17 protein-coding genes are annotated in these 21,312 nt (G+C 59.7%); 6 read left to right on the forward strand and 11 right to left on the reverse strand.

Annotation, left to right across the window (positions count from 1 at the left end):
- Positions 1–3: 3 nt before the first annotated feature.
- Both AC3IX1_RS04065 and AC3IX1_RS04070 read right to left on the reverse strand, forming a co-directional pair.
- Positions 4–897 carry a glycine betaine ABC transporter substrate-binding protein gene (locus AC3IX1_RS04065; RefSeq protein WP_489387218.1) on the reverse strand — a complete coding sequence of 298 codons (894 nt, stop codon included), beginning with the start codon at positions 895–897 and terminating at the stop codon, positions 4–6.
- Positions 898–917: 20 nt separating this feature from the next.
- Complete coding sequence (locus AC3IX1_RS04070) at positions 918–1,634, reverse strand: ABC transporter permease (RefSeq protein WP_489387219.1); 717 nt, start codon at positions 1,632–1,634, stop codon at positions 918–920.
- A 439-nt stretch (positions 1,635–2,073) separates the two neighbouring features.
- Between AC3IX1_RS04070 and AC3IX1_RS04075 the strand changes: the two genes are divergently transcribed.
- Positions 2,074–3,657 (forward strand): peptide chain release factor 3, encoded by a 1,584-nt coding sequence (locus AC3IX1_RS04075; protein WP_489387220.1) that lies wholly within the window; start codon positions 2,074–2,076, stop codon positions 3,655–3,657.
- A 336-nt stretch (positions 3,658–3,993) separates the two neighbouring features.
- Positions 3,994–4,245: a hypothetical protein gene (locus AC3IX1_RS04080; RefSeq protein WP_489387221.1), complete on the forward strand. Its 252-nt coding sequence runs from the start codon at positions 3,994–3,996 to the stop codon at positions 4,243–4,245.
- Between the two features lie 135 nt (positions 4,246–4,380).
- Here the strand turns inward: AC3IX1_RS04080 and AC3IX1_RS04085 are convergent, their stop codons facing one another.
- The 9 genes from AC3IX1_RS04085 to AC3IX1_RS04125 all read right to left on the reverse strand — a co-directional run bounded on the left by AC3IX1_RS04085 (position 4,381) and on the right by AC3IX1_RS04125 (position 16,317).
- Positions 4,381–5,361, reverse strand: coding sequence for a peptide ABC transporter ATP-binding protein (locus AC3IX1_RS04085; RefSeq protein ID WP_489387222.1), 981 nt, complete (start codon positions 5,359–5,361; stop codon positions 4,381–4,383).
- A complete protein-coding gene (locus tag AC3IX1_RS04090; protein ID WP_489387223.1) occupies positions 5,361–6,329 on the reverse strand; it encodes an ABC transporter ATP-binding protein in 969 nt (322 codons plus the stop codon). The genes AC3IX1_RS04085 and AC3IX1_RS04090 overlap by 1 nt, the downstream gene beginning before the upstream one ends.
- A 10-nt stretch (positions 6,330–6,339) precedes the next feature.
- Positions 6,340–7,251 carry an ABC transporter permease subunit gene (locus AC3IX1_RS04095; protein ID WP_489387224.1) on the reverse strand — a complete coding sequence of 304 codons (912 nt, stop codon included), beginning with the start codon at positions 7,249–7,251 and terminating at the stop codon, positions 6,340–6,342.
- 10 nt (positions 7,252–7,261) lie between these two features.
- Entirely contained in the window at positions 7,262–8,272 is a 1,011-nt protein-coding gene (locus AC3IX1_RS04100) for an ABC transporter permease subunit (RefSeq protein ID WP_095942372.1), read from the reverse strand.
- A gap of 72 nt (positions 8,273–8,344) precedes the next feature.
- Positions 8,345–9,940, reverse strand: a complete 1,596-nt coding sequence (locus AC3IX1_RS04105) for an ABC transporter substrate-binding protein (protein ID WP_489387225.1) — start codon at positions 9,938–9,940, stop codon at positions 8,345–8,347.
- Between the two features lie 78 nt (positions 9,941–10,018).
- The gene (locus tag AC3IX1_RS04110; RefSeq protein ID WP_489387226.1) at positions 10,019–11,452 is read right to left on the reverse strand and encodes an OprD family porin; all 1,434 of its coding nucleotides are present in this window, start codon (positions 11,450–11,452) and stop codon (positions 10,019–10,021) included.
- A 172-nt stretch (positions 11,453–11,624) separates the two neighbouring features.
- On the reverse strand, positions 11,625–13,226 hold the full coding sequence (locus tag AC3IX1_RS04115) for an ABC transporter substrate-binding protein (RefSeq protein ID WP_489326695.1): 1,602 nt from the start codon (positions 13,224–13,226) through the stop codon (positions 11,625–11,627).
- Between the two features lie 302 nt (positions 13,227–13,528).
- Positions 13,529–15,154 carry an ABC transporter substrate-binding protein gene (locus AC3IX1_RS04120; protein WP_489387227.1) on the reverse strand — a complete coding sequence of 542 codons (1,626 nt, stop codon included), beginning with the start codon at positions 15,152–15,154 and terminating at the stop codon, positions 13,529–13,531.
- Positions 15,155–15,600: 446 nt separating this feature from the next.
- A complete protein-coding gene (locus AC3IX1_RS04125; protein WP_489387228.1) occupies positions 15,601–16,317 on the reverse strand; it encodes an SIMPL domain-containing protein in 717 nt (238 codons plus the stop codon).
- 373 nt (positions 16,318–16,690) lie between these two features.
- Here AC3IX1_RS04125 and AC3IX1_RS04130 point away from each other — a divergent pair, with 373 nt between their 5' ends.
- From AC3IX1_RS04130 to AC3IX1_RS04145, 4 genes are all read left to right on the forward strand, one after another.
- On the forward strand, positions 16,691–17,953 hold the full coding sequence (locus AC3IX1_RS04130) for an ATP-binding protein (protein WP_008051702.1): 1,263 nt from the start codon (positions 16,691–16,693) through the stop codon (positions 17,951–17,953).
- Positions 17,946–18,506 carry a response regulator transcription factor gene (locus AC3IX1_RS04135; protein WP_007973041.1) on the forward strand — a complete coding sequence of 187 codons (561 nt, stop codon included), beginning with the start codon at positions 17,946–17,948 and terminating at the stop codon, positions 18,504–18,506. Before AC3IX1_RS04130 ends, AC3IX1_RS04135 begins: the two co-directional genes overlap by 8 nt.
- A 97-nt stretch (positions 18,507–18,603) precedes the next feature.
- Entirely contained in the window at positions 18,604–20,331 is a 1,728-nt protein-coding gene (locus AC3IX1_RS04140; RefSeq protein ID WP_489387229.1) for an ABC transporter ATP-binding protein/permease, read from the forward strand.
- 95 nt (positions 20,332–20,426) lie between these two features.
- Complete coding sequence (locus tag AC3IX1_RS04145) at positions 20,427–21,176, forward strand: FadR/GntR family transcriptional regulator (protein ID WP_223467498.1); 750 nt, start codon at positions 20,427–20,429, stop codon at positions 21,174–21,176.
- Positions 21,177–21,312: the final 136 nt, after the last annotated feature.

Consider the following 21,312-nt stretch of genomic DNA (forward strand, 5'->3'; position numbering starts at 1 on the left):
TCCTTAATTGATCGGGTGCTGGCGCAGGAAATCGGCGGCAACGGCTGAAGGACTTTGGTGCTCGACGTCGACCCGCGCGTTGAGTTCGCGCATGGTGTTGTCGTCGAACAGTTCAGCCAGCGGCTTGAGCTGTGCGGCCAATTGCGGATGCGCATCGAGGTAGGCCTGACGCACCACCGGTGCGGCGGTGTAGTCGGGGAAGTAATGCTTGTCGTCTTCCAGCAGCTTCAGCTTGAAGGCGTTGAGGCGACCGTCGGTGGTGTAGACCAGACCGGCAAACACCTGGCCGTTACGCAGCGCGGTGTAGACCAGTCCGGCGTCCATCTGCCGGATATTCTTGCGGGTCAGGTTCATGTCGTAGAGCTTGACCATGCCATCCAGACCGTCCGAACGGTTGGCGAACTCGGTATCCAGCGCCACCAGGTTGTTGGTATCGGCTTCCTTGCGCAGTACCGTGCTCAGCTCACTGATGGTGTTGATTTGCGGGTATTGGTCGGCGACGTTCTTCGGCAGGGCGAGGGCGTAGGTGTTGCTGAATTTCGACGGGGTGAGCCAGACCAGGCCTTTTTTCCCGTCGAGTTCCTTCACTCGTGCGTAGGATTGTTCGCTGTCGAGTTTTTCAGTGACATGGTTGTAGGCCACCAACGAAACGCCGGTGTATTCCCAGAGCATGTCCAACTGGCCACTTTCGTGGGCGCTGCGGGCCAGATTGCTGCCCAGGCCGCCGGTCACTTGCGCTTCGTAACCCTTGGTGCGCAGGTACTGCGAGGTGATTTCCGCCAGCAGGGTCTGTTCGGTGAACACCCGGGCGCCGATGCGGATCAAGGGTTTGTCAGCGGCTTGGGCAAATCCTGCGAACAGCAGGACGCAGCCTAGTAAAAAGCTTGAAGTTTTCATGACGATTCCTTTGCCGAGGCTTAAGACGGGCGCAAGCCGCGTTCGAGCCAGAGGCGGCTGGCGAGTGTCACCAGGCCGTCGAGCAACAGGGCCAGCAGGGCGGTGCAGGCCGCGCCGAGCAGCAATTGCGGCTGATTGTTCAGGGCGATGCCGGGGAAGATCAGGCTGCCGAGACTGTTGGCGCCGATCAGGAACGCCAGCGGCGCCGTCCCGACATTGATCGCCAATGCCACGCGCACTCCACCGATGATGATCGGCACCGCGTTGGGCAATTCGACTTTCCACAGCACCTGGAGCGGGGTCATGCCGATGCCGACTGCGGCTTCCTTTAGTGAGCCTTGAACGTTTTTCAGGCCTTCGTAGGTATTGCGCACGATGGGCAGCAAGGAGGCGAGGAAGAGGGCGAAGATGGCAGGGCCGCTGCCGATGCCAAGGATACCGAGGGCGATGGCCAGGACGGCCAAGGGCGGAACGGTGTTGCCGATGTTGAAGAACTGCATGAAGCGTTCGGCGCGGCCGACCATGGACGGGCGGCTGAGGAGGATGCCGGCAGGAATGCCCACGACAAGGGCGGCCAGCATGGAAGCGAGAACGAGAACCAGATGAGCTTGCAGGTAAAACAACAAATCGTCGCGGTAAAGTTCGATCGTGTTGATGCCGATCCATTGGATCAGCAGGGCCAGAAGGGCGATTACCAGCGCGCCTCCTATCAGCCCTTTGCCATAGTGGATAGCCACAGGCGGACTCCTTTTTTCAGTCGGCGAATACTTTTTCGTGTGGCAACGCCATTCCTGGCTGCCGAAAAAATGATCGCGATAAGCAGCTCATGCCGAGCGCGTTCCACTGTAGGAGCGAGCTCGCTCGCGAAAAACGTCCAGACAACGCGTACATTCAGGTACCCAGCGTTATCGTTGAGGTCCATCGCGAGCGAGCTCGCTCCTACAGAGGATAGGCGCACGGCTATCGAGCCATGAGCACAGCCTCGTCAGGCCGAATTGCAGGTGTTTCAGGCCCCCGACGAGTGGTCGTTACGGGGGAGTGGACGTCTCCGTGCTTTAAAAGGTTCCCATCTGAAGCAGCACTTGGCCACCCCTAATGTGCTCAACGGTTCGGTTCTTGGATCAACTTGGGCTATAATCTGCGCCCTTTTTTGAATCACCTGCCAGGCGATTTCCCATGACCAAACAGGCCGCCGAAGTCGCGAAACGCCGCACTTTCGCCATTATTTCCCACCCCGATGCCGGTAAGACCACCATCACCGAGAAGCTCTTGCTGATGGGCAAGGCGATTGCGGTAGCCGGTACGGTGAAATCTCGTAAATCCGATCGCCATGCCACCTCCGACTGGATGGAAATGGAAAAGCAGCGTGGTATCTCCATTACCACGTCGGTCATGCAGTTCCCGTATCGCGAGCACATGGTCAACCTGCTCGACACCCCGGGCCACGAAGACTTCTCCGAAGATACCTACCGCACCCTGACGGCGGTGGACTCGGCGTTGATGGTACTCGACGGCGGTAAAGGTGTGGAGCCTCGGACCATCGCCCTGATGGACGTCTGCCGTCTGCGTGACACGCCGATCGTCAGCTTCATCAACAAACTCGACCGTGACATCCGCGACCCGATCGAACTGCTCGACGAAATCGAAGCCGTCCTCAAGATCAAGGCTGCGCCGATCACCTGGCCGATTGGTTGCTACCGCGACTTCAAAGGTGTGTATCACCTCGCCGACGACTACATCATCGTGTACACCGCCGGTCACGGTCACGAACGCACCGAAACCAAGATCATCGAGAAGCTCGACTCCGATGAAGCCCGCGCCCACCTGGGTGACGAGTACGAGCGTTTCATCGAACAGCTGGAACTGGTGCAGGGCGCCTGCCACGAGTTCAACCAGCAGGAGTTCCTCGACGGTCAACTGACCCCGGTGTTCTTCGGTACGGCACTGGGCAACTTCGGCGTCGACCACGTCCTCGACGCCGTGGTTGATTGGGCTCCGCGCCCACTGGCACGCGTGGCCAACGAGCGCACCGTGGAGCCGGTGGAAGAGAAGTTCTCGGGCTTCATCTTCAAGATCCAGGCGAACATGGACCCGAAACACCGCGACCGCATCGCCTTCATGCGTATCTGCTCCGGCAAATACGAAAAAGGCATGAAGATGCGCCATGTGCGCACCGGCAAGGACGTGCGGATCGGCGACGCGCTGACCTTCTTCTCCTCCGAGCGTGAGCAGCTGGAAGAAGCGTTTGCCGGCGACATCATCGGCCTGCACAACCACGGCACCATCCAGATCGGCGACACCTTCAGCGAAGGCGAAGTCCTGGGCTTCACCGGTATCCCGCACTTCGCCCCGGAACTGTTCCGCCGCGTGCGTTTGAAAGATCCGCTGAAATCCAAGCAACTGCGTCAGGGCCTGCAACAGCTGGCCGAAGAAGGCGCGACCCAGGTGTTCTTCCCGGAGCGCAGCAACGACATCATCCTCGGCGCCGTCGGTGTGCTGCAGTTCGACGTGGTCGCCAGCCGTTTGAAAGAGGAATACAAGGTCGAGTGTTCCTACGAGCCGATCACCGTTTACTCGGCTCGCTGGATCGAATGCAGCGACAAGAAGAAGCTCGAGGAATTCTCCAACAAGGCCGTGGAAAACCTGGCATTGGACGGCGGCGGTCACCTGACCTACCTCGCGCCGACCCGGGTCAACCTGGCCCTGATGGAAGAGCGCTGGCCGGACGTGAAATTCCGTGCGACGCGTGAGCATCACTAAGCGCTGAGTTGCAAAATCCAAGAACCCCGTTGCGAAAGCAGCGGGTTTTTTTTGCCTGTCGCAATTCCCTGTAGGAGCGAGCCTGCTCGCGATGATTCCAGGCGCGCTGTGTTTATCCAGACAGAGCGCGTCATCGTTAGTATCCATCGCGAGCAGGCTCGCTCCTACAGGGTGCTGCGGTGTTAGTGGCATTGTGAATAACCCCTATTCCAAACCAATCTCCCAACCCTCTGCATTTTCCCCCGCTCGACAGCATCCAATCTGGAGAACCCGGCTGATCGGAACTAGATTTGACTCAGCGCCAGACAGGCACTCAACGAAAGGAAGGAATCGGCTATGAACAGATTGTTTCGCGTTTTACTGCTGTTGAAGGTGATGGTGATGCTCTCGCTCGGAACTTCGATGGCGTGGGCCGAGTGTATCGATCATGGGGAGCAGGCTTCGAGCGGGCAGGCGGGTTACGCGGGGTTGATGATCGCCAAGTCCGAATCGGAACCGGGAGATCAGGGGCAGGGTGGTGCGGACAACGACGATGACTCGACCACCGACGAGCCGGACTCCGATGAAGAAGGCGACAGCCAGACGTAGTCGCTTTATTGCAGGCAAAAGAAAACCCCTTCTACCTGAGTGATACGCAATCGAGGCGGAAGGGGTCGGGTTAACGCGTAATTACTTGAGCTACTCAATCCCTGTGGGAGCTAGCCTGCTAGCTCCCACAGTTTTTTATGCCGCGCCGTCGAGGAATTGCTCGGCGTAGTGGCAAGCCACCTGGCGGCCGGCGATCAGGCGCAGGGCCGGCTCTTCAGTGCTGCAACGCTCGGTGGCGTACGGGCAGCGCTTGTGGAAGGCGCAGCCGGACGGCGGGTTCAGCGGGTTGGGCAATTCGCCGACGATCTTGATTTTCGGTTTGTTCGGATCCGGGTGGATGGCCGGCGTCGCCGACAACAGCGCCTGGGTGTAGGGGTGCAGGGGGCGAGAGTAAATGTCCTCTTTCGTGCCCATTTCCACCGGGCGACCGAGGTACATCACCATCACATGGTCGGCAACGTGGCGTACCACTGCCAGGTTGTGGGAGATGAACACATAGGCGGTGTTGAACTCTTGCTGCAAATCCATGAACAGGTTGAGCACCTGCGCCTGAATCGACACGTCCAGCGCCGAGGTCGGTTCGTCCGCCACCAGCACTTTCGGTTGCAGCATCATCGCCCGGGCCAAGGCGATCCGCTGGCGCTGACCGCCGGAGAACATGTGCGGATAACGCTGGTAGTGCTCGGGACGCAAGCCCACCTGCTTCATCATCGCCTGGACTTTCTCGCGACGTTCCGCGGCGCTCAGGTTGGTGTTGATCAATAATGGCTCTGCCAGCTGATCACCGACTTTCTGCCTTGGGTTCAACGAGGCGTACGGGCTCTGGAACACCATCTGCACGTCTTTGCGCAGTTGCTTGCGCTGGGCCTTGTCGGCACCGGCGACTTCCTGCCCGGCGATTTTCAAGGACCCGGAGGACGGCTCTTCGATCAGGGTCAGGGCACGGGCCAGGGTGGATTTGCCGCAACCCGACTCGCCGACGACAGCGAGGGTCTTGCCGGCTTCCAGTTCGAACGATACGCCGTTGAGGGCGCGCACGGTGGCGTGCCCCTTGAACAGGCCTCGGGACACCTCGTAGTGACGGGTCAGGTCGCGGGCGGTAAGAACGACGGCCATTACGCCACCTCCTGGTTCAGCGGGTAGAAGCAGCGAGCGAGGCTGTTGCTTTTCTGGTCGAGTGCCGGACGTTGTTGGCGGCAGTTGTCTTTCACGTACGGGCAGCGCGGCGACAGCAGGCAACCCTGCGGACGGTCGTAGCGACCGGGAACGATGCCCGGCAGGGTCGACAGGCGCGCGGCGCCCAGGCTGTGTTCCGGAATCGCCTTGAGTAGCGCTTCGCTGTACGGGTGTGCCGGGATGTCGAACAGTTGCGGCACCTGACCGACTTCGACCGCTTGGCCGGCGTACATCACGCACACGCGCTGGGCGGTTTCGGCAACGACGGCGAGGTCGTGGGTGATCAGCACCAGGCCCATGTTCTGCTCTTTCTGCAACGCCAGCAGCAGGTCCATGATCTGCGCCTGGATGGTTACGTCCAGCGCCGTGGTCGGTTCGTCGGCGATCAGCAGTTTCGGTTCGCCGGCAATCGCCATGGCAATCGCAACACGCTGGCTCATGCCACCGGACAGTTGATGCGGGTAGGCGTCCATACGGCTGGCGGCACCCGGGATCTCGACTTTTTCCAGCAGTTCGATGGCGCGCTTGCGAGCCTGCTTACCGGACATTTTCAAGTGCAAGCGCAGCACTTCCTCGATCTGGAAACCGACGGTGTAGCTCGGGTTCAGCGCGGTCATCGGATCCTGGAAGACCATGGACAGGTCTTTACCGACGATCTGTCGACGCTGGCGATTGTTGAGCTTGAGCATGTTCTTGCCGTCGAAATTCAGGGCGTCAGCGGTGACGATCCCCGGATGCTCGATCAGGCCCATCAGCGCCATCATTGTCACGGACTTGCCGGAACCGGACTCGCCAACGATGGCCAGCACTTCGCCCTTGTCCACTTGCAGATCGAGACCATCGACTACTGGCGTGGCGTTTTTGTCGCCGAAGCGAACGTTGAGATTCTTGATTTCTAACAGTGACATGGGAATCTCCTCAGGCGGCGTTCTTGAGTTTCGGGTCCAGCGCATCGCGCAGGCCGTCGCCCATCAGGTTGATTGCCAGCACGCTGAGCAAAATGGTCAAACCAGGCAGGCTCACTACCCACCAGGCGCGTTCGATGTAGTCGCGGGCTGAAGCCAGCATGGTGCCCCACTCAGGGGTTGGCGGTTGTACGCCAAGGCCGAGGAAGCCCAGTGCGGCGGCATCGAGGATCGCCGAAGAGAAACTCAGGGTGGCCTGAACAATCAGCGGCGCCATGCAGTTAGGCAGCACGGTGACGAACATCAGGCGTGGCAGACCGGCACCGGCCAGGCGCGCGGCGGTCACGTAGTCGCGGTTCAGTTCGCCCATCACCGCAGCGCGGGTCAGACGAACGTAGGACGGCAGGGACACCACGGCGATGGCGATCACGGTATTGATCAGGCCAGGGCCGAGGATGGCGACGATTGCCACGGCCAGCAGCAGGGACGGCAGGGCCAGCATGATGTCCATCAGGCGCATGATGGTCGGGCCGAGCATGCGCGGGAAGAACCCGGCGAACAGGCCCATCAGGATGCCCGGGATCAGCGACATCACCACCGATGACAAGCCGATCATCAGCGACAGGCGCGAGCCAGTGATCAGACGCGACAGCAGGTCGCGGCCCAGCTCATCGGTGCCGAGCAGGAATTGCAGTTGCCCACCTTCCAGCCAGGCCGGCGGAGTCAGCAGGAAATCGCGGTACTGCTCGCTCGGGTCGTGAGGGGCGACCCACGGGGCGAAGATGGCGCAGAAAATCACCAGCAGCATGAACATCAGGCCGGCGACGGCACCTTTGTTCTTGGAGAACGCTTGCCAGAATTCTTTGTACGGAGACGGGTACAGCAGGCTTTGATCGACTGCTACCGATGGAATTGGAGTGGTCATGGTCATGATCTCAGCGCTGATGACGGATGCGTGGGTTGGCAAAGCCGTAGAGGATGTCCACTACGAAGTTGACCACAATCACCAGGCAGGCGATTAACAGGATGCCGTTTTGTACGACTGGGTAGTCCCGGGCGCCAATGGCTTCAATCAGCCATTTGCCGATGCCGGGCCACGAGAAGATGGTTTCGGTCAGGACCGCACCGGCCAGCAGGGTGCCGACTTGCAGACCGACCACCGTCAGTACCGGTATCAGCGCGTTACGCAGGCCGTGTACGAACACTACGCGCGCCGGCGACAGGCCCTTGGCCTTGGCGGTGCGAATGTAGTCTTCACGCAGCACTTCCAGCATCGAGGAACGGGTCATCCGCGCGATCACTGCCAGCGGAATCGTGCCGAGCACAATGGCCGGCAGGATCAGGTGGTGCAGGGCGTCGAAGAAGGCGTCCGGCTCGTCGGCCAGCAGGGTATCGATCAGCATGAAACCGGTGCGTGGCTCGATGTCATACAGCAGGTCGATCCGCCCGGATACCGGGGTCCAGCCCAGGCTTACCGAGAAGAACATGATCAGGATCAGGCCCCACCAGAAGATTGGCATCGAGTATCCCGCCAGGGAGATACCCATCACTCCATGGTCGAACAGGGACCCTCGCTTGAGTGCCGCGATCACCCCGGCCAGAAGGCCCAGGATGCCGGCGAACAACAGGGCGGCCATGGACAGTTCCAGGGTCGCGGGGAACAGGGAGGTGAATTCGCTCCACACACTTTCACGGGTACGCAGGGATTCCCCGAGATCGCCGTGGGCGAGCTTGCCGATGTAATCCAGGTACTGGGCATACAGGGGTTTGTTCAGACCTAGGCGTTCCATTGCCTGAGCGTGCATTTCGGGATCGACCCTACGTTCTCCCATCATGACTTCTACGGGGTCGCCCGGGATCATGCGAATCAACGCGAAAGTCAGCAGGGTGATGCCGAAGAACGTGGGGATCAGTAACCCCAGTCGGCGGGCAATAAAACTAAACATCGTGTGTTGTACCTCATCAGCCGGTTAGGCGTGCCCGGCATGCCTGGGTCAGGAATGCCGGGAGTTTTCTTATTACTTCACCTGGGTAGTGGCGAAGTTATTCGTGGTGAGGGGGCTAATGTGATAACCCTCTACGTTGTTGCGCATTGCGGTGAACATTCTAGTGTGCGCCATGCTGATCCACGGCTGGTCCTGGTTAAAAATAACCTGGGCCTGTTCGTAGAGCGCTGCGCGTTCGGCCGGATCGGTTTTTTCCCGAGCCTGGTCGAGCAGCGCCTGGAACTTGTCATTGCACCAACGTGCGTAGTTTTCTCCGTTCTTGGCCGCTTCACAACTGAGCATAGGCGTCAGGAAGTTATCCGGGTCGCCGTTATCGCCCGCCCATCCGGCGGAAACCATGTCGTGCTCGCCGTTTTTGGCGCGTTTGAGCATTTCGCCCCATTCCATCACGCGGATATCGATCTTGATCCCGACCTTGGCCAGATCGGCTTGCATCATCTGCGCACCGAGCATCGGGTTCGGGTTGGTCGGACCGCCACCGTTGCGGGTGAACAGGGTGAATGTGGTGCCTTCCGGTACGCCGGCTTCCTTGAGCAGGGCGCGAGCCTTGTCCAGATCACGGGCCGGGTTTTTCAGGCTGTGGTTGTAACCCAGCAGGGTGTCCGGGTACGGGTTGACCGCTGCTGTTGCATTGCCTTTGCCGAACAGGGCGTTGACGTAGGCTTCCTTGTCGAAGGCGATGTCGATGGCTTTGCGCACCCTCACATCACTCATGTACTTGTGCGTGGTGTTCATGGCGATGTAGGAAACGGTCATCGCGTTGAGTTCATCGACTTTCAGGTTCGAGTCTTTCTTGATGCTCGGGATATCGTCCGGCTTTGGATACAGCGCGACCTGGCACTCGTTGGCCTTGAGCTTTTGCAGGCGCACGTTGTTGTCGGTGGCGATGGCCAGGATCAGTGCATCGGCCGGCGGCTTGCCACGGAAATAGTCCGGGTTGGCCTTGAAGCGAACCTGGGCGTCCTTGTTGTAGCGCTGGAAGACGAACGGACCGGTGCCGACTGGTTTGTTGTTCAGGTCGCCGGTCTTGTTGGCCTTGAGCAACTGGTCGGCATACTCGGCGGAGTAGATCGACGAGAAGGCCATGGCGATGTCGGCCAGGAACGGCGCTTCACGGCGGGTCAGGGTGAACTTGACCGTGTTGTCGTCGACTTTCTCGACGCTTTTCAGCAGTTCCTTGAAGCCCATGCTTTCAAAGTACGGGAAGCCCACGCTCGACAGTTTGTGCCACGGATGATTCGGGTCCAGTTGGCGCTGGAAGCTCCAGACCACGTCGTCGGCATTCATGTCGCGGGTCGGCTTGAAGTATTCGGTGGTGTGGAACTTGACGCCTTTACGCAGATGGAAGGTGTAGTTCAGGCCGTCTTCACTGATGTCCCAGGAGTCGGCCAGTGCCGGAATCACGTCGGTGGTGCCGGGCTTGAAGTCTGCCAGGCGATTGAAGATGGTTTCGGCCACGGCATCGGCGGTGACTGCAGTCGTGTACTGGACCATGTCGAAGCCTTCGGGGCTGGCTTCCGTGCAAACCACCAGGGGTTTGGCCGAAACGCCGACAGCGACACTGAGCAACGCGGCCGCGATGGCCGCACGTAGGGGAAGCATTTTCATCAAGAACCCTCTGCAATCAGTTAAAGGACAAAAGCCGAACGGCCGATTCGTCATTGAATCAGCCGTTCGGCACGGGTATTACAGGATGTTGAACGGAACCGTGGTCACGAGACGGAACTCGTTGATGCTGCCGTCAGCCTGGTTTTCGCTGGCACGGTGAGCGGTGTAGGTGCCGCGGATCGTGGTGGCCTTGAGCGGGCCGCTCTGCACGGCGTAGGTCGCTCCGATGCCGTATTCATAGTGGTGTTCGCCATCCTGGGACTGGATGCCGTCGTAACCCTTGCCTGCCACGCCGCCGTTGCCGGTGTAGTGAGTACCGTCGATACCCCAGCCGCGAGCCTGGTAGATGTTGAACTTCAGGCCTGGCACGCCGTATTCGGCCATGTTCAGACCATAGGCAACCTGGAACGATTTTTCGTTCGGGCCGTTGAAGTCCGACAGCAGGGAGTTGGCCAGGTAGATACCGTTGGTTTCGTGCAGGTAGTCGAAGTACTCGTTACCGTTCACTTCCTGGTACGAGAAAGTCAGGGTGTGGGCCTGGTGGGTCAGGCCGAACGACAGCGAGTAGGTGTCGTTGTCGATATCGCCGATCAGGGCTTTACCGGTTTCCTTGGTTTTGTAGTAGTTCAGGCCGGTGGTCAGGCTCAGTACCTGGCTGTCGCCCAGTACGTGAGAGGCGCCGAAGTAGTACTGGTTCCAGATGTCTTCAGCCTGGGTCGCCCAGAGGCTGGTGGTCAGGCTGGCAAATGGGGTGTAGGTGATACCGCCGGTGTGAACGTGGTCGGTTTCGACGATGCCGTTGGCGTATTCGGTGCGGAATTTGCGCTGGCTTTCTTCGGTACGCGGTGAGTTGCGGTCGAAGGTGGCCAGGTCGAAGGCCAGGTTGTTCAGCTCTTCGCTGTGCAGGGCCACGCCCTGGAAGCTCGAAGGCAGTGCGCGGTTACCGATCACGTCAACCATCGGGCTGCTGAAGTTCATGCGGCCGGCGGTCAGTGTGCTGTTGGAGACACGAGCCTTGACGTTGGCCAGGCCCAGTTTGCTCCACTGGCCTTGAGCGTCGCCGCCCTCTTTGGTCAGGGTACGGTTGTTGCCCGCGCCTGGACGACTGCCCGGTGCGCCGCCGTTGTTGGACGCCAGGTCTTTGCGGTCCTGGTCCAGGGCGATGGCGTTGTACGCCGCCACTTCGGTGCTGAAGCCTACGGTGCCTTCGGTGAAGCCCGAGTTGTATTTGAGGATGGTGCCCTGGACCCAGTTGATCCGGCGATCGGTCGGGGTCGAAACGCCATCCTTCTTGTAGGCGAACTTGGCGCCGCGTTGCAGTTGCTCGTTGGCGTACCAGTTACGCGTGGTGCCGGTGATCGACTGGCCTTCGACAAAGCCGGTGGCTTCGCTTTGGGCGTTTTTCTCGTTCACGGTAACCGGGGTGAAAGCCTGGCTTTGGGTTTCTGCGTAAGCCGTGGCGCTTACGCTGCTGATGGCCAAGGCCAATAACGCGGTGCTGCTCAGTTTCATGGGTAAAGCTCCTTACTTTCTTTTTTTATGCCGGTCTTTTTTTGTGATCCGGCTATTGGTTTAGAACTCATACACGGCATCGCAAACGTTTGCTGTCAGCCAAATTGGCAAAAGACGGCAAAGCGTCTGCGTGAGGGCGGAAAATCCGCCCCCGGCATTTCTGGCTAATCGGTTATTTTTCTATGCTGACACCCGAGAAAACGTTGCGACCGAACGGGCTCACCTTGAACCCTTCGATTTTGGCGCTCAGCGGCTGGTTGACCGTTGAGTGGGCGACCGGCGTGATCGGCACCTGCTGCTTGAGGTACTGCTGCGCCTGTTTGTAGAGCAGGGTGCGCTGGTCGCGGTCGGTGACGACCTTGGCCTGCTTGATCAGCTTGTCGTAAGCCGGATCACACCACATCGAGTAGTTGTTGCCGCCAATGGCGTCGCAGCTGTAGAGCGTGCCCAGCCAGTTGTCCGGATCACCGTTGTCACCGGTCCAGCCGATCAGGCTGATGTCATGCTCGCCATTCTTGGTGCGCTTGATGTACTCGCCCCACTCATAGCTGACAATCTTGACCTTGAGGCCGATCTTCGCCCAGTCAGCCTGGAGCATCTCGGCCATCAACTTGGCGTTGGGGTTGTACGGGCGTTGGACCGGCATGGCCCAGAGGGTGATTTCGGTGCCTTCCTTGACGCCGGCAGCCTTGAGCAGCTCCTTGGCTTTTTCCGGGTTGTAGGCGGCGTCCTTGATTGTGTCGTCGTAGGACCATTGGGTCGGTGGCATGGCGTTGACCGCCAGTTGCCCCGCGCCCTGGTAGACGGCATTGAGAATGCCTTGCTTGTTCACCGCCATGTCCAGCGCCTGGCGTACTTCGAGCTGGTCGAAGGGTTTGTGGCGCACGTTGTAGGCGATGTAGCCAAGGTTGAAACCAGGCTTCTCGATCAGTTGCAGGGCCGGGTCGCTCTTCAGCGCGGTTACATCGGCAGGGCGTGGATGCAAGGTGATCTGGCACTCGCCGGCCTTGAGTTTCTGCACGCGCACCGAGGCGTCGGTGTTGATGGCGAAAATCAGGTTGTCGAGCTTGACCCGGCTCGGGTCCCAGTAATGCTTGTTGCCGGTGTAACGGATGTTCGAGTCTTTCTGGTAGCTCTTGAACACGAACGGTCCGGTGCCGATCGGCTTCTGGTTGATGTCGCTCGGCTTGCCTTCGGCCAGCAGCTTGTCGGCGTATTCTGCCGAAAGGATGGCGGCGAAGCTCATGGCGATGTTCTGGATGAACGCGGCGTCCACGCTGTTGAGCGTAAAGACCACGGTCAGCGGCCCGGTCTTTTCGACCTTGGCGATGTTCTTGTTCAGGCTCATGCCGTTGAAGTACGGAAACTCTGTGGGATAAGCCTTACGGAAAGGTTGCTGCGGGTCGAGCATGCGATTGAAGGTGAACAGCACGTCATCGGCATTGAAGTCGCGGGTCGGCGTGAAGTATTTGGTGGTATGGAACTTCACCCCTTCGCGCAGGTGAAACGTGTATTTGAGGCCGTCCTCGGAAATATCCCAGCTCGTGGCCAGACCCGGTACGACGTTGGTCGCGCCTTTTTCAAACTCAGCCAATCGGTTGTACAGCGGCTCAGCGGCGTCATTGTCGGTCGCAGTGGTGTACTGCGCCGTGTCGAAACCGGCGGGGCTGCCTTCGGAGCAGAACACCAGGCTGTTGTTGGCGGCCTGGCTGATGGAAGTGGCGGCCAACAGGCCGGTGCCCAGCAATGCGGATAAAACCAGGGTATGGCGCATAACGCTTCCTTTTCTCTCAAAATGTTGTCAATGAGCCGCCGTCCCGTCCGCGGACGTAGAGGCATCACTGATTTCAAGCCATGCACACAGCAGAACCGATGACCCACGCGTGCACTGGTCGGATCCCGACGGTATGAGCCACGGGTCCGGCAGTAAATGCGAAGAGTCCTAAAAAATCGTAGGAAATGGCGATGCGTCCTTACCCGATGCTGTAGTCAGCTGCGGATTTGGATGTAGGCGAATTCCTGCTTTCTCGGTAGATAACGCAACGGCGACGTCAGGAACGTCGCCGTTGCAAAACCTTATTTGCTGACGCTGACGCCGTAGAAGGAGTTCAAGCCAAATGGGCTGATCTTGAAGTCCTGCACGTTGGCGCGCATGGGTTGGAACACCGTCGAGTGGGCGATAGGTGTCATAGGCACTGCGTCTTTGAGGACGTGTTGCGCCTGCTTGTACAGTTCGGTGCGTTTGCCTTGATCCGAAGTGCGCTTGGCTTGCTTGACGATGTCGTCAAACTTCTTGTCGCACCATTTGGAGAAGTTGTTGCCTTCCAGCGAATCGCAGCCGAACAGCACGTTCAGCCAGTTGTCCGGGTCACCGTTGTCGCCGCTCCAGCCAATCAGCATCGCGCCGTTCTCGCCGCCCTTGGAGCGCTTGATGTACTCGCCCCACTCGTAGCTCTGGATCTTGACCTTGAGGCCGATCTTGGACCAGTCGGACTGCAGCATTTCTGCCATCAGCTTGGCGTTCGGGTTGTACGGACGCTGAACCGGCATCGCCCACAGGACGATCTCGGTACCTTCCTTGACGCCGGCTTCCTTGAGCAGCTCCTTGGCTTTCTCGGGATCGTACTTGGCGTCCTTGATGGTGGTGTCGTAGGACCACTGGGTCGGCGGCATGGCGTTGACCGCCAGTTGGCCGGCGCCCTGGTACACGGAGTCGATGATCTGCTGCTTGTTGACGGCCATGTCCATTGCCTGGCGCACTTTCAACTGCGACATCGGGTTTGGCTTGTCGTCACCCTTGATCTTGTCCATCACGTTGTAGGCGATGTAGCCCAGGTTGAACCCGGCCTGCTCAGGCATCTTCAAGGACTTGTCTTCCTTGAGCGCCTTCAGGTCGGCCGGACGAGGGAACAGGGTGACCTGGCACTCGTTCTTCTTCAGCTTCTGGATACGTACCGACGGGTCGGTGGTGATGGCGAAGATCAGGTTGTCGATCTTCACGTCGTCAGGCTTCCAGTAGTCCTTGTTCCCGGTGTAGCGGATGTTGGAGTCTTTCTGGTAGCTCTTGAACACGAACGGGCCAGTACCAACCGGCTTCTGGTTGATGTCGGCAGCCTTGCCTTCCTTGAGCAGCTGGGCAGCGTACTCGGCGGACTGGATCGAGGCGAAGCTCATGGCCATGTTCTGGATGAACGCGGCATCAACGTCTTTGAGGGTGAACTTGACAGTCTTGTCGTCGACTTTATCGATCTTGGTGATGTTGGTATCCATCCCCATGTCGGTGAAGTACGGGAATTCGGTCGGGTACGCTTTGCGGAACGGGTCATCCTTGTTAATCATGCGATTAAAGGTGAACAGCACGTCGTCGGCGTTGAACTCACGAGTTGGCTTGAAGTACGGCGTGGTATGGAACTTGACGCCTTCACGCAAGTGGAAGGTGTAAGTCAGGCCGTCATCGGAGACGTCCCAACTGGTTGCCAGACCAGGAATTACGGCGGTGCCGCCGCGTTCGAACTGGGTGAGGCGGTTGAACATGGTTTCTGCAGAGGCGTCGAAGTCGGTTCCGGTGGTGTATTGACCTGGATCGAAACCGGCCGGGCTCCCTTCGGAGCAGAACACCAGGTTAGTCGCTGCTTGGGCGAACGGTGCGCTGGCTAACAAGCTTGCGCCAACTAAGAACGGAATGACCGCGTGTTTAAGCATGGTGGCCTCATGATTTGTTGTCATTTTTGGAATTAGAGGACGACCTCGTGAGTCGTGCCTGCGGATACTTATGCAGGGGCCATACCCAATGCAAGATCCAGAGTGACTGCAAGCCTTAAACGGTGGCACGAACGTACCTTAATGTCGCATTTGTATAATTCCTGACGTATTTGACCGTTTGCGCGGCATTTTTACGGTGCAAATGACGCACTTTTACCGTGCGCTCTTCACTCAGGTTGCTCTCGCGTGGGGCGGGGTGTTACTTATTCATACCCCGGATTGTGGGGTGGGCATGGCGTGAATAAGAGTGGTTATTGTTGCACCGATAGTGGCCAATCGACGGCTTTTCTCGGGTGGACCTATCCAGTTATAGCTCATGCCTGAAAACTGCCAAAAAAAACGGCGATCATTTTCATGATCGCCGTTTTTGTTTACGGGCTACCGATTCAAGGCATCAGCACTTCAATCGAGCCATCGGCGGTCATGCTGACCTGGCTGGTGCCGGCCTCGACATCCGGCGTCACCGGTGCGCTGTCCATGGCGGCGGCTTTCATCATCATTGGCGCGCGCATGTAAGGCTGTGGATAACCGTTGCTGTTGAGGTTCAGGTTGACGATTTTGTAGCTCTTACCGCCAAGGGCATCGGTGGCCAGTTGGGCGCGGGCCTTGAACGCGGTCACGGCGTCCTTGAGCAGGGCATCTTCACTGGCTTTGCGGGTCGGGGTGGCGATGGCGAAGTCCATGCCGCCCATTTTCAGGTCGGTGAGCAGTTCGCCGGTCAGCTTCGACAGCGCGGCGAAGTCCGAGCTCTCCAGGCGCAATTCGGCACGCTCGCGCCAGCCGGTGATTTTCTGGCCCTTGGTGTCATAGATCGGGTAGCTGTTGCGGCTGCCCTGGCGCAGGGTGATGTCCTTGACCTGCTTGGCCTTGGCCAGCGCCTTGTTCATGGTGGTGCTGACGTCGGCGGCGAGTTTGGCCGGGTCGGTGTTCTGTTCTTCGGTGTAGAGGGTCACGATCATCAGGTCGCGGGCCACTTCCTGACTGACTTCGGCGCGCAGGGAAATCTGGTTGTAATGAAGCTCGTCGGCGGCCAGGGCCGGGAGGCTGGCGACGGTGCCAACACTCAGGGCGAGGAGGGCGGCGCTGCGGCGGAATGTGTGCATGAAGGCTCCTTGAAAGGTGCGCAGGGGTATGGTCCGGGCCTGCGTGAAACCATCAGACTCTAGCTTTTATGCTTCGGTTCGCACAGTTACAACTTCTATACAGATGGAACTCAGGTGGCCCTGTGGCGAGGGGGCTTGCCCCCGTTCGGCTGCGAAGCAGTCGCGATTGCCTCACTTGGTCTGACCGAGAAAAATGCGGCGGCAGGTTTTGGGACTGCTTCGCAGTCCAACGGGGGCAAGCCCCCTCGCCACAAAGTTCATTGCACGCAGATCCATGCGTCTGGCTGTGGCCGTTTGCCGCACTTTTGCCTGTCAGCCCCCGCGCTTGGTTATACTCCCTGCGATCCGCCTGGAGCGCTCATCAGGAGAGCTCATGCTCGCCCCCGTTCAAATCACTTCCGCCACTCGCCAGAACCTCTGGCGGCTGACGTTCATCCGCACCTTGGTGCTGGCCGCCCAGGCCGGTTCCGTTGGCCTGGCCTACTGGCTCGAATTGCTGCCACTGCCCTGGTTTCAACTGGCGGCGACGCTCGCATGTTCAATGCTGCTGTGCGTATTCACGGCCATTCGCCTGCGCACTTCCTGGCCGGTGACCGAGCTCGAATACGCCGTGCAACTGGCCTGCGACCTGTTTATCCACAGCGCCCTGCTGTATTTCTCCGGTGGCTCGACCAACCCCTTTGTCTCCTATTATCTGGTGCCGCTGACCATTGCCGCGGTGACGTTGCCATGGCGTTATTCGGTGATCCTGTCGGGTATCGCGCTGACGATGTACACGCTGTTGCTGGCGCAGTTCTACCCGCTGCAAACCTTCCCGATCGCTCGGGAAAACCTGCAGGTGTACGGGATGTGGTTGAGCTTCGCCCTTGCCGCCGCAGTCATCACCTTCTTCGCCGCGCGTATGGCCGAAGAGCTGCGTCGCCAGGAAGAGTTGCGCGCCATTCGTCGCGAAGAAGGCCTGCGCGATCAGCAACTGCTGGCCGTCGCCACCCAGGCCGCCGGCGCGGCCCATGAGCTGGGCACGCCGTTGGCGACCATGAGTGTGCTGCTCAAGGAAATGCGTCAGGACCACCATGATCCGATGTTGCAGGACGACCTGAGCGTGCTGCAGGATCAGGTCAAGCTGTGCAAGCAAACTTTGCAGCAACTGGTGCGCGCCGCCGAGGCCAATCGTCGGTTGGCGGTGGAGATGCAGGACGTCACCGATTGGCTCGATGAAGCCCTCAATCGCTGGCACCTGATGCGCCCGGAAGCCAGTTATCGCTTCCAGCGCCTCGGCCAGGGCCCGGTCCCCCGCATGGCGCCGCCGCCGGACCTGACCCAGGCTTTGCTGAATCTGTTGAACAACGCTGCCGATGCCTGCCCCGAAGGGCTGCAAGTGACGCTGGACTGGGATTGGGAAAACCTCACCATCAGCATCCGTGACCATGGCGCCGGTGTGCCGCTGGCCATCGCCGAGCAAATCGGCAAACCGTTTTTTACCACCAAGGGCAAAGGCTTCGGCCTGGGCCTGTTTTTGAGCAAGGCCAGCGTGACACGCGCCGGCGGCTCAGTGAAACTCTACAGTCATGAGGAAGGTGGCACGCTCACCGAGCTGCGCCTGCCCCGTGTCGCCCGAGGAGACGAACATGAGTGAAGAGATCCAAGTCGAAGGCGAAGAACTGCCGCATTTGTTGCTGGTCGATGACGACGCCACATTTACCCGCGTCATGGCCCGCGCCATGGCCCGCCGCGGTTTTCGCGTCAGCACTGCCGGTTCCGCCGAAGAGGGCCTGGAGCTGGCCAAGGCCGATCTGCCGGATTACGCCGCCCTGGACCTGAAGATGGATGGCGATTCCGGTCTGGTGCTGCTGCCCAAGTTGCTGGAAATGGATCCGGAAATGCGCGTGGTGATCCTCACCGGTTACTCGAGCATCGCCACCGCCGTCGAGGCGATCAAGCGCGGTGCCTGCAACTACCTGTGCAAGCCGGCGGACGCCGACGACGTGCTGGCGGCGCTGCTGTCCGAGCACGCCGACCTCGACAGCCTGGTGCCGGAAAACCCGATGTCCGTGGACCGCCTGCAGTGGGAGCACATCCAGCGCGTGCTGACCGAGCACGAAGGCAACATCTCCGCCACGGCCCGTGCCCTGGGCATGCACCGCCGCACCCTGCAGCGCAAACTGCAGAAGCGTCCCGTTCGCCGCTGAACCTGCGCTGAACGAATGCGGGCTGTATCTCGCGACAAACCGAACCGATCATCTATGATCGGTTCGTGCGTGTACTTTTCTCTATCGAGCCTTATCCATGAATCAGAACGCTGAGTATTCCGCGGTCAACGACGCCGTGCGCGGGCAGTTTTTTCGCAAAGTGTGGGCGATGATCACGCCTTACTGGCGCAGTGAAGAGAAGGTCAAGGCCTGGACACTGCTGATCGCGGTGATTGCGCTGTCGCTGATCAGCGTGGGGATCTCGGTGTGGTTCAACACCTGGTACAAGGACTTCTACAATGCCCTGCAAAAGAAGGACGAGGCCGCGTTCTGGCAACTGATCCTGTACTTCTGCGCGATTGCGGCGGTAGCGATCATCGGCGCGGTGTACCGGCTGTACCTGACGCAGATGCTGACGATCCGCTGGCGGGCGTGGCTTACTGAAAAGCACTTTGCACGCTGGCTCGCCGACAAGAATTACTACCAGCTGGAACAGGGCGGTTACACCGATAACCCGGACCAGCGGATTTCCGAAGACCTCAACAACTTCACCTCCAACACCCTTGAGCTGGGTATCGGGCTGCTGCGCAATATCGTCAGCCTGGTGTCGTTCTCGATCATTCTGTGGGGCGTGTCGGGCAGTATTGAAGTATTCGGTATCACCATTCCCGGCTACATGTTCTGGTGCGTGCTGGTTTACGCGGTGGTCGGTAGCTGGTTGACGCATTTGATCGGTCGTCGCCTGATCGGCCTGAACAACCAGCAGCAACGCTTCGAAGCCGACCTGCGTTTCTCCATGGTACGAATTCGCGAGAATGCCGAAAGCATCGCGTTGTACAACGGCGAGCCGAACGAAAATCGTCGGTTGAGCAGTCGCTTCGGGATGGTCTGGCATAACTTCTGGGACATCATGAAGGTGTCCAAGCGCCTGACGTTCTTCACCGCCGGTTACAGCCAGGCCGCCATCATCTTCCCCTTCATGGTTGCCGCCCCGCGTTATCTCTCCGGCAAGATCGAACTGGGTGAGCTGATGCAAATCAGCTCGGCATTCGGCAATGTGCAGGAAAGCTTCAGCTGGTTTATCAGTGCGTACCAGAGCCTCGCGTCCTGGCGCGCCACCTGCGATCGTCTGCTGAGTTTCCATCAGGCCATGCGTGACAACGAAGAGCGTGCGCCGGCCATCGACGTACAGAATTCGGGCTCGGTGCTGAAGGTGCACAACCTCGGCCTCGACCTGGCTGAAGGTCGCCACCTGCTGACCAGCGCCGACATGACCGTGGAGGAGGGCGAGCGTGTGATGCTCAGCGGGCGTTCCGGCAGCGGCAAGTCGACCCTGCTGCGGGCGATGGGACATCTGTGGCCGACCGGCCACGGCAGTATTCGCCTGCCATCGGCGCGCTACCTGTTCCTGCCGCAAAAACCGTATTTGCCGATTGGCACCCTGCGTGATGTCCTCAGTTATCCACAGCCCGGTGATACCTATCCGAACGAGCGCTACGCGCAGGTGCTGGAAACCTGCCGCTTGTCGCACCTGATTGCCCGTCTCGACGAAGCCAACCACTGGCAGCGCATGTTGTCGCCGGGTGAGCAGCAGCGCCTGGCCTTCGCCCGTGCGCTGCTTTATGCACCGCAATGGCTGTACATGGACGAAGCCACCTCGGCGATGGACGAAGAAGATGAGGCCACGCTGTATCAGGCGCTGATCGATGAGTTGCCGGGGCTGAGCATTGTCAGTGTCGGCCATCGCAGCAGCCTGAAGCGCTTCCATCCGCGGCACATCCGTATCGAGAATGGCCGTCTGGTGGACCAGGCCGTGACCGCATAAACACCCCGGTTCCCTGTAGGAGCGAGGTGATCGTACAACCGCGTTGCGCTATGATGCGCTTTCAGCCGCCGAACTTTTCGAGACAGATGTTCACCATGGAAAACCCGAACGACGCACCACGCCTCCCTCGCAAGCGCCGCAGCCTCGCTCAGGAACTGGTGACGGTGCTGTCCGAGCAGATCCGCGACGGCCATCTCAAGCGTGGCGACAAGTTGCCCACCGAGTCGGCCATCATGGATGCCCATGGCGTCAGCCGCACGGTGGTGCGCGAAGCGATTTCGCGTTTGCAGGCGGCAGGGCAAGTGGAGACCCGCCACGGTATCGGCACCTTCGTGCTCGACACGCCGAGCCCGAGCGGTTTCCGCATCGACCCGGCGACCGTGGTGACCTTGCGCGATGTGCTGGCGATCCTGGAACTGCGCATCAGCCTGGAAGTGGAGTCCGCCGGGCTGGCGGCGCAACGTCGCAGTCCGGAACAACTGGCCAACATGCGCGCCGCCCTCGATGCGTTGAATGAAAGCGCCGCTCACGCCAGTGACGCCGTGGCCTCGGACTTCGCCTTCCATCTCGAAATCGCGCTGTCCACCGGCAACCGTTATTTCACCGACATCATGACCCACCTGGGCACCAGCATCATTCCGCGCACACGGCTGAACTCCGCGCGCCTGGCCCATGACGACCAGCAGCACTACATGGGTCGCCTGAGCCGTGAGCACGAAGAAATCTACGATGCCATTGCCCGTCAGGATTCCGATGCGGCGCGGGCCGCCATGCGTTTGCACCTGACCAACAGCCGTGAGCGGTTGCGTCATGCCCATGAAGAGGCTGAGGCGCAGCGAGGGTAAGTAATCTGCCCTTGTCCTCCATCGTCTGAACTACCGCTATCGCGAGCAGGCTCGCTCCTACAGTGGATCTCACAACACTGAAGATCACTGTAGGAGCGAGCCTGCTCGCGATAGGGCCGTAAGCCATAAAACAAAT

The organism is Pseudomonas sp. KH_046_2 (assembly GCF_057838985.1).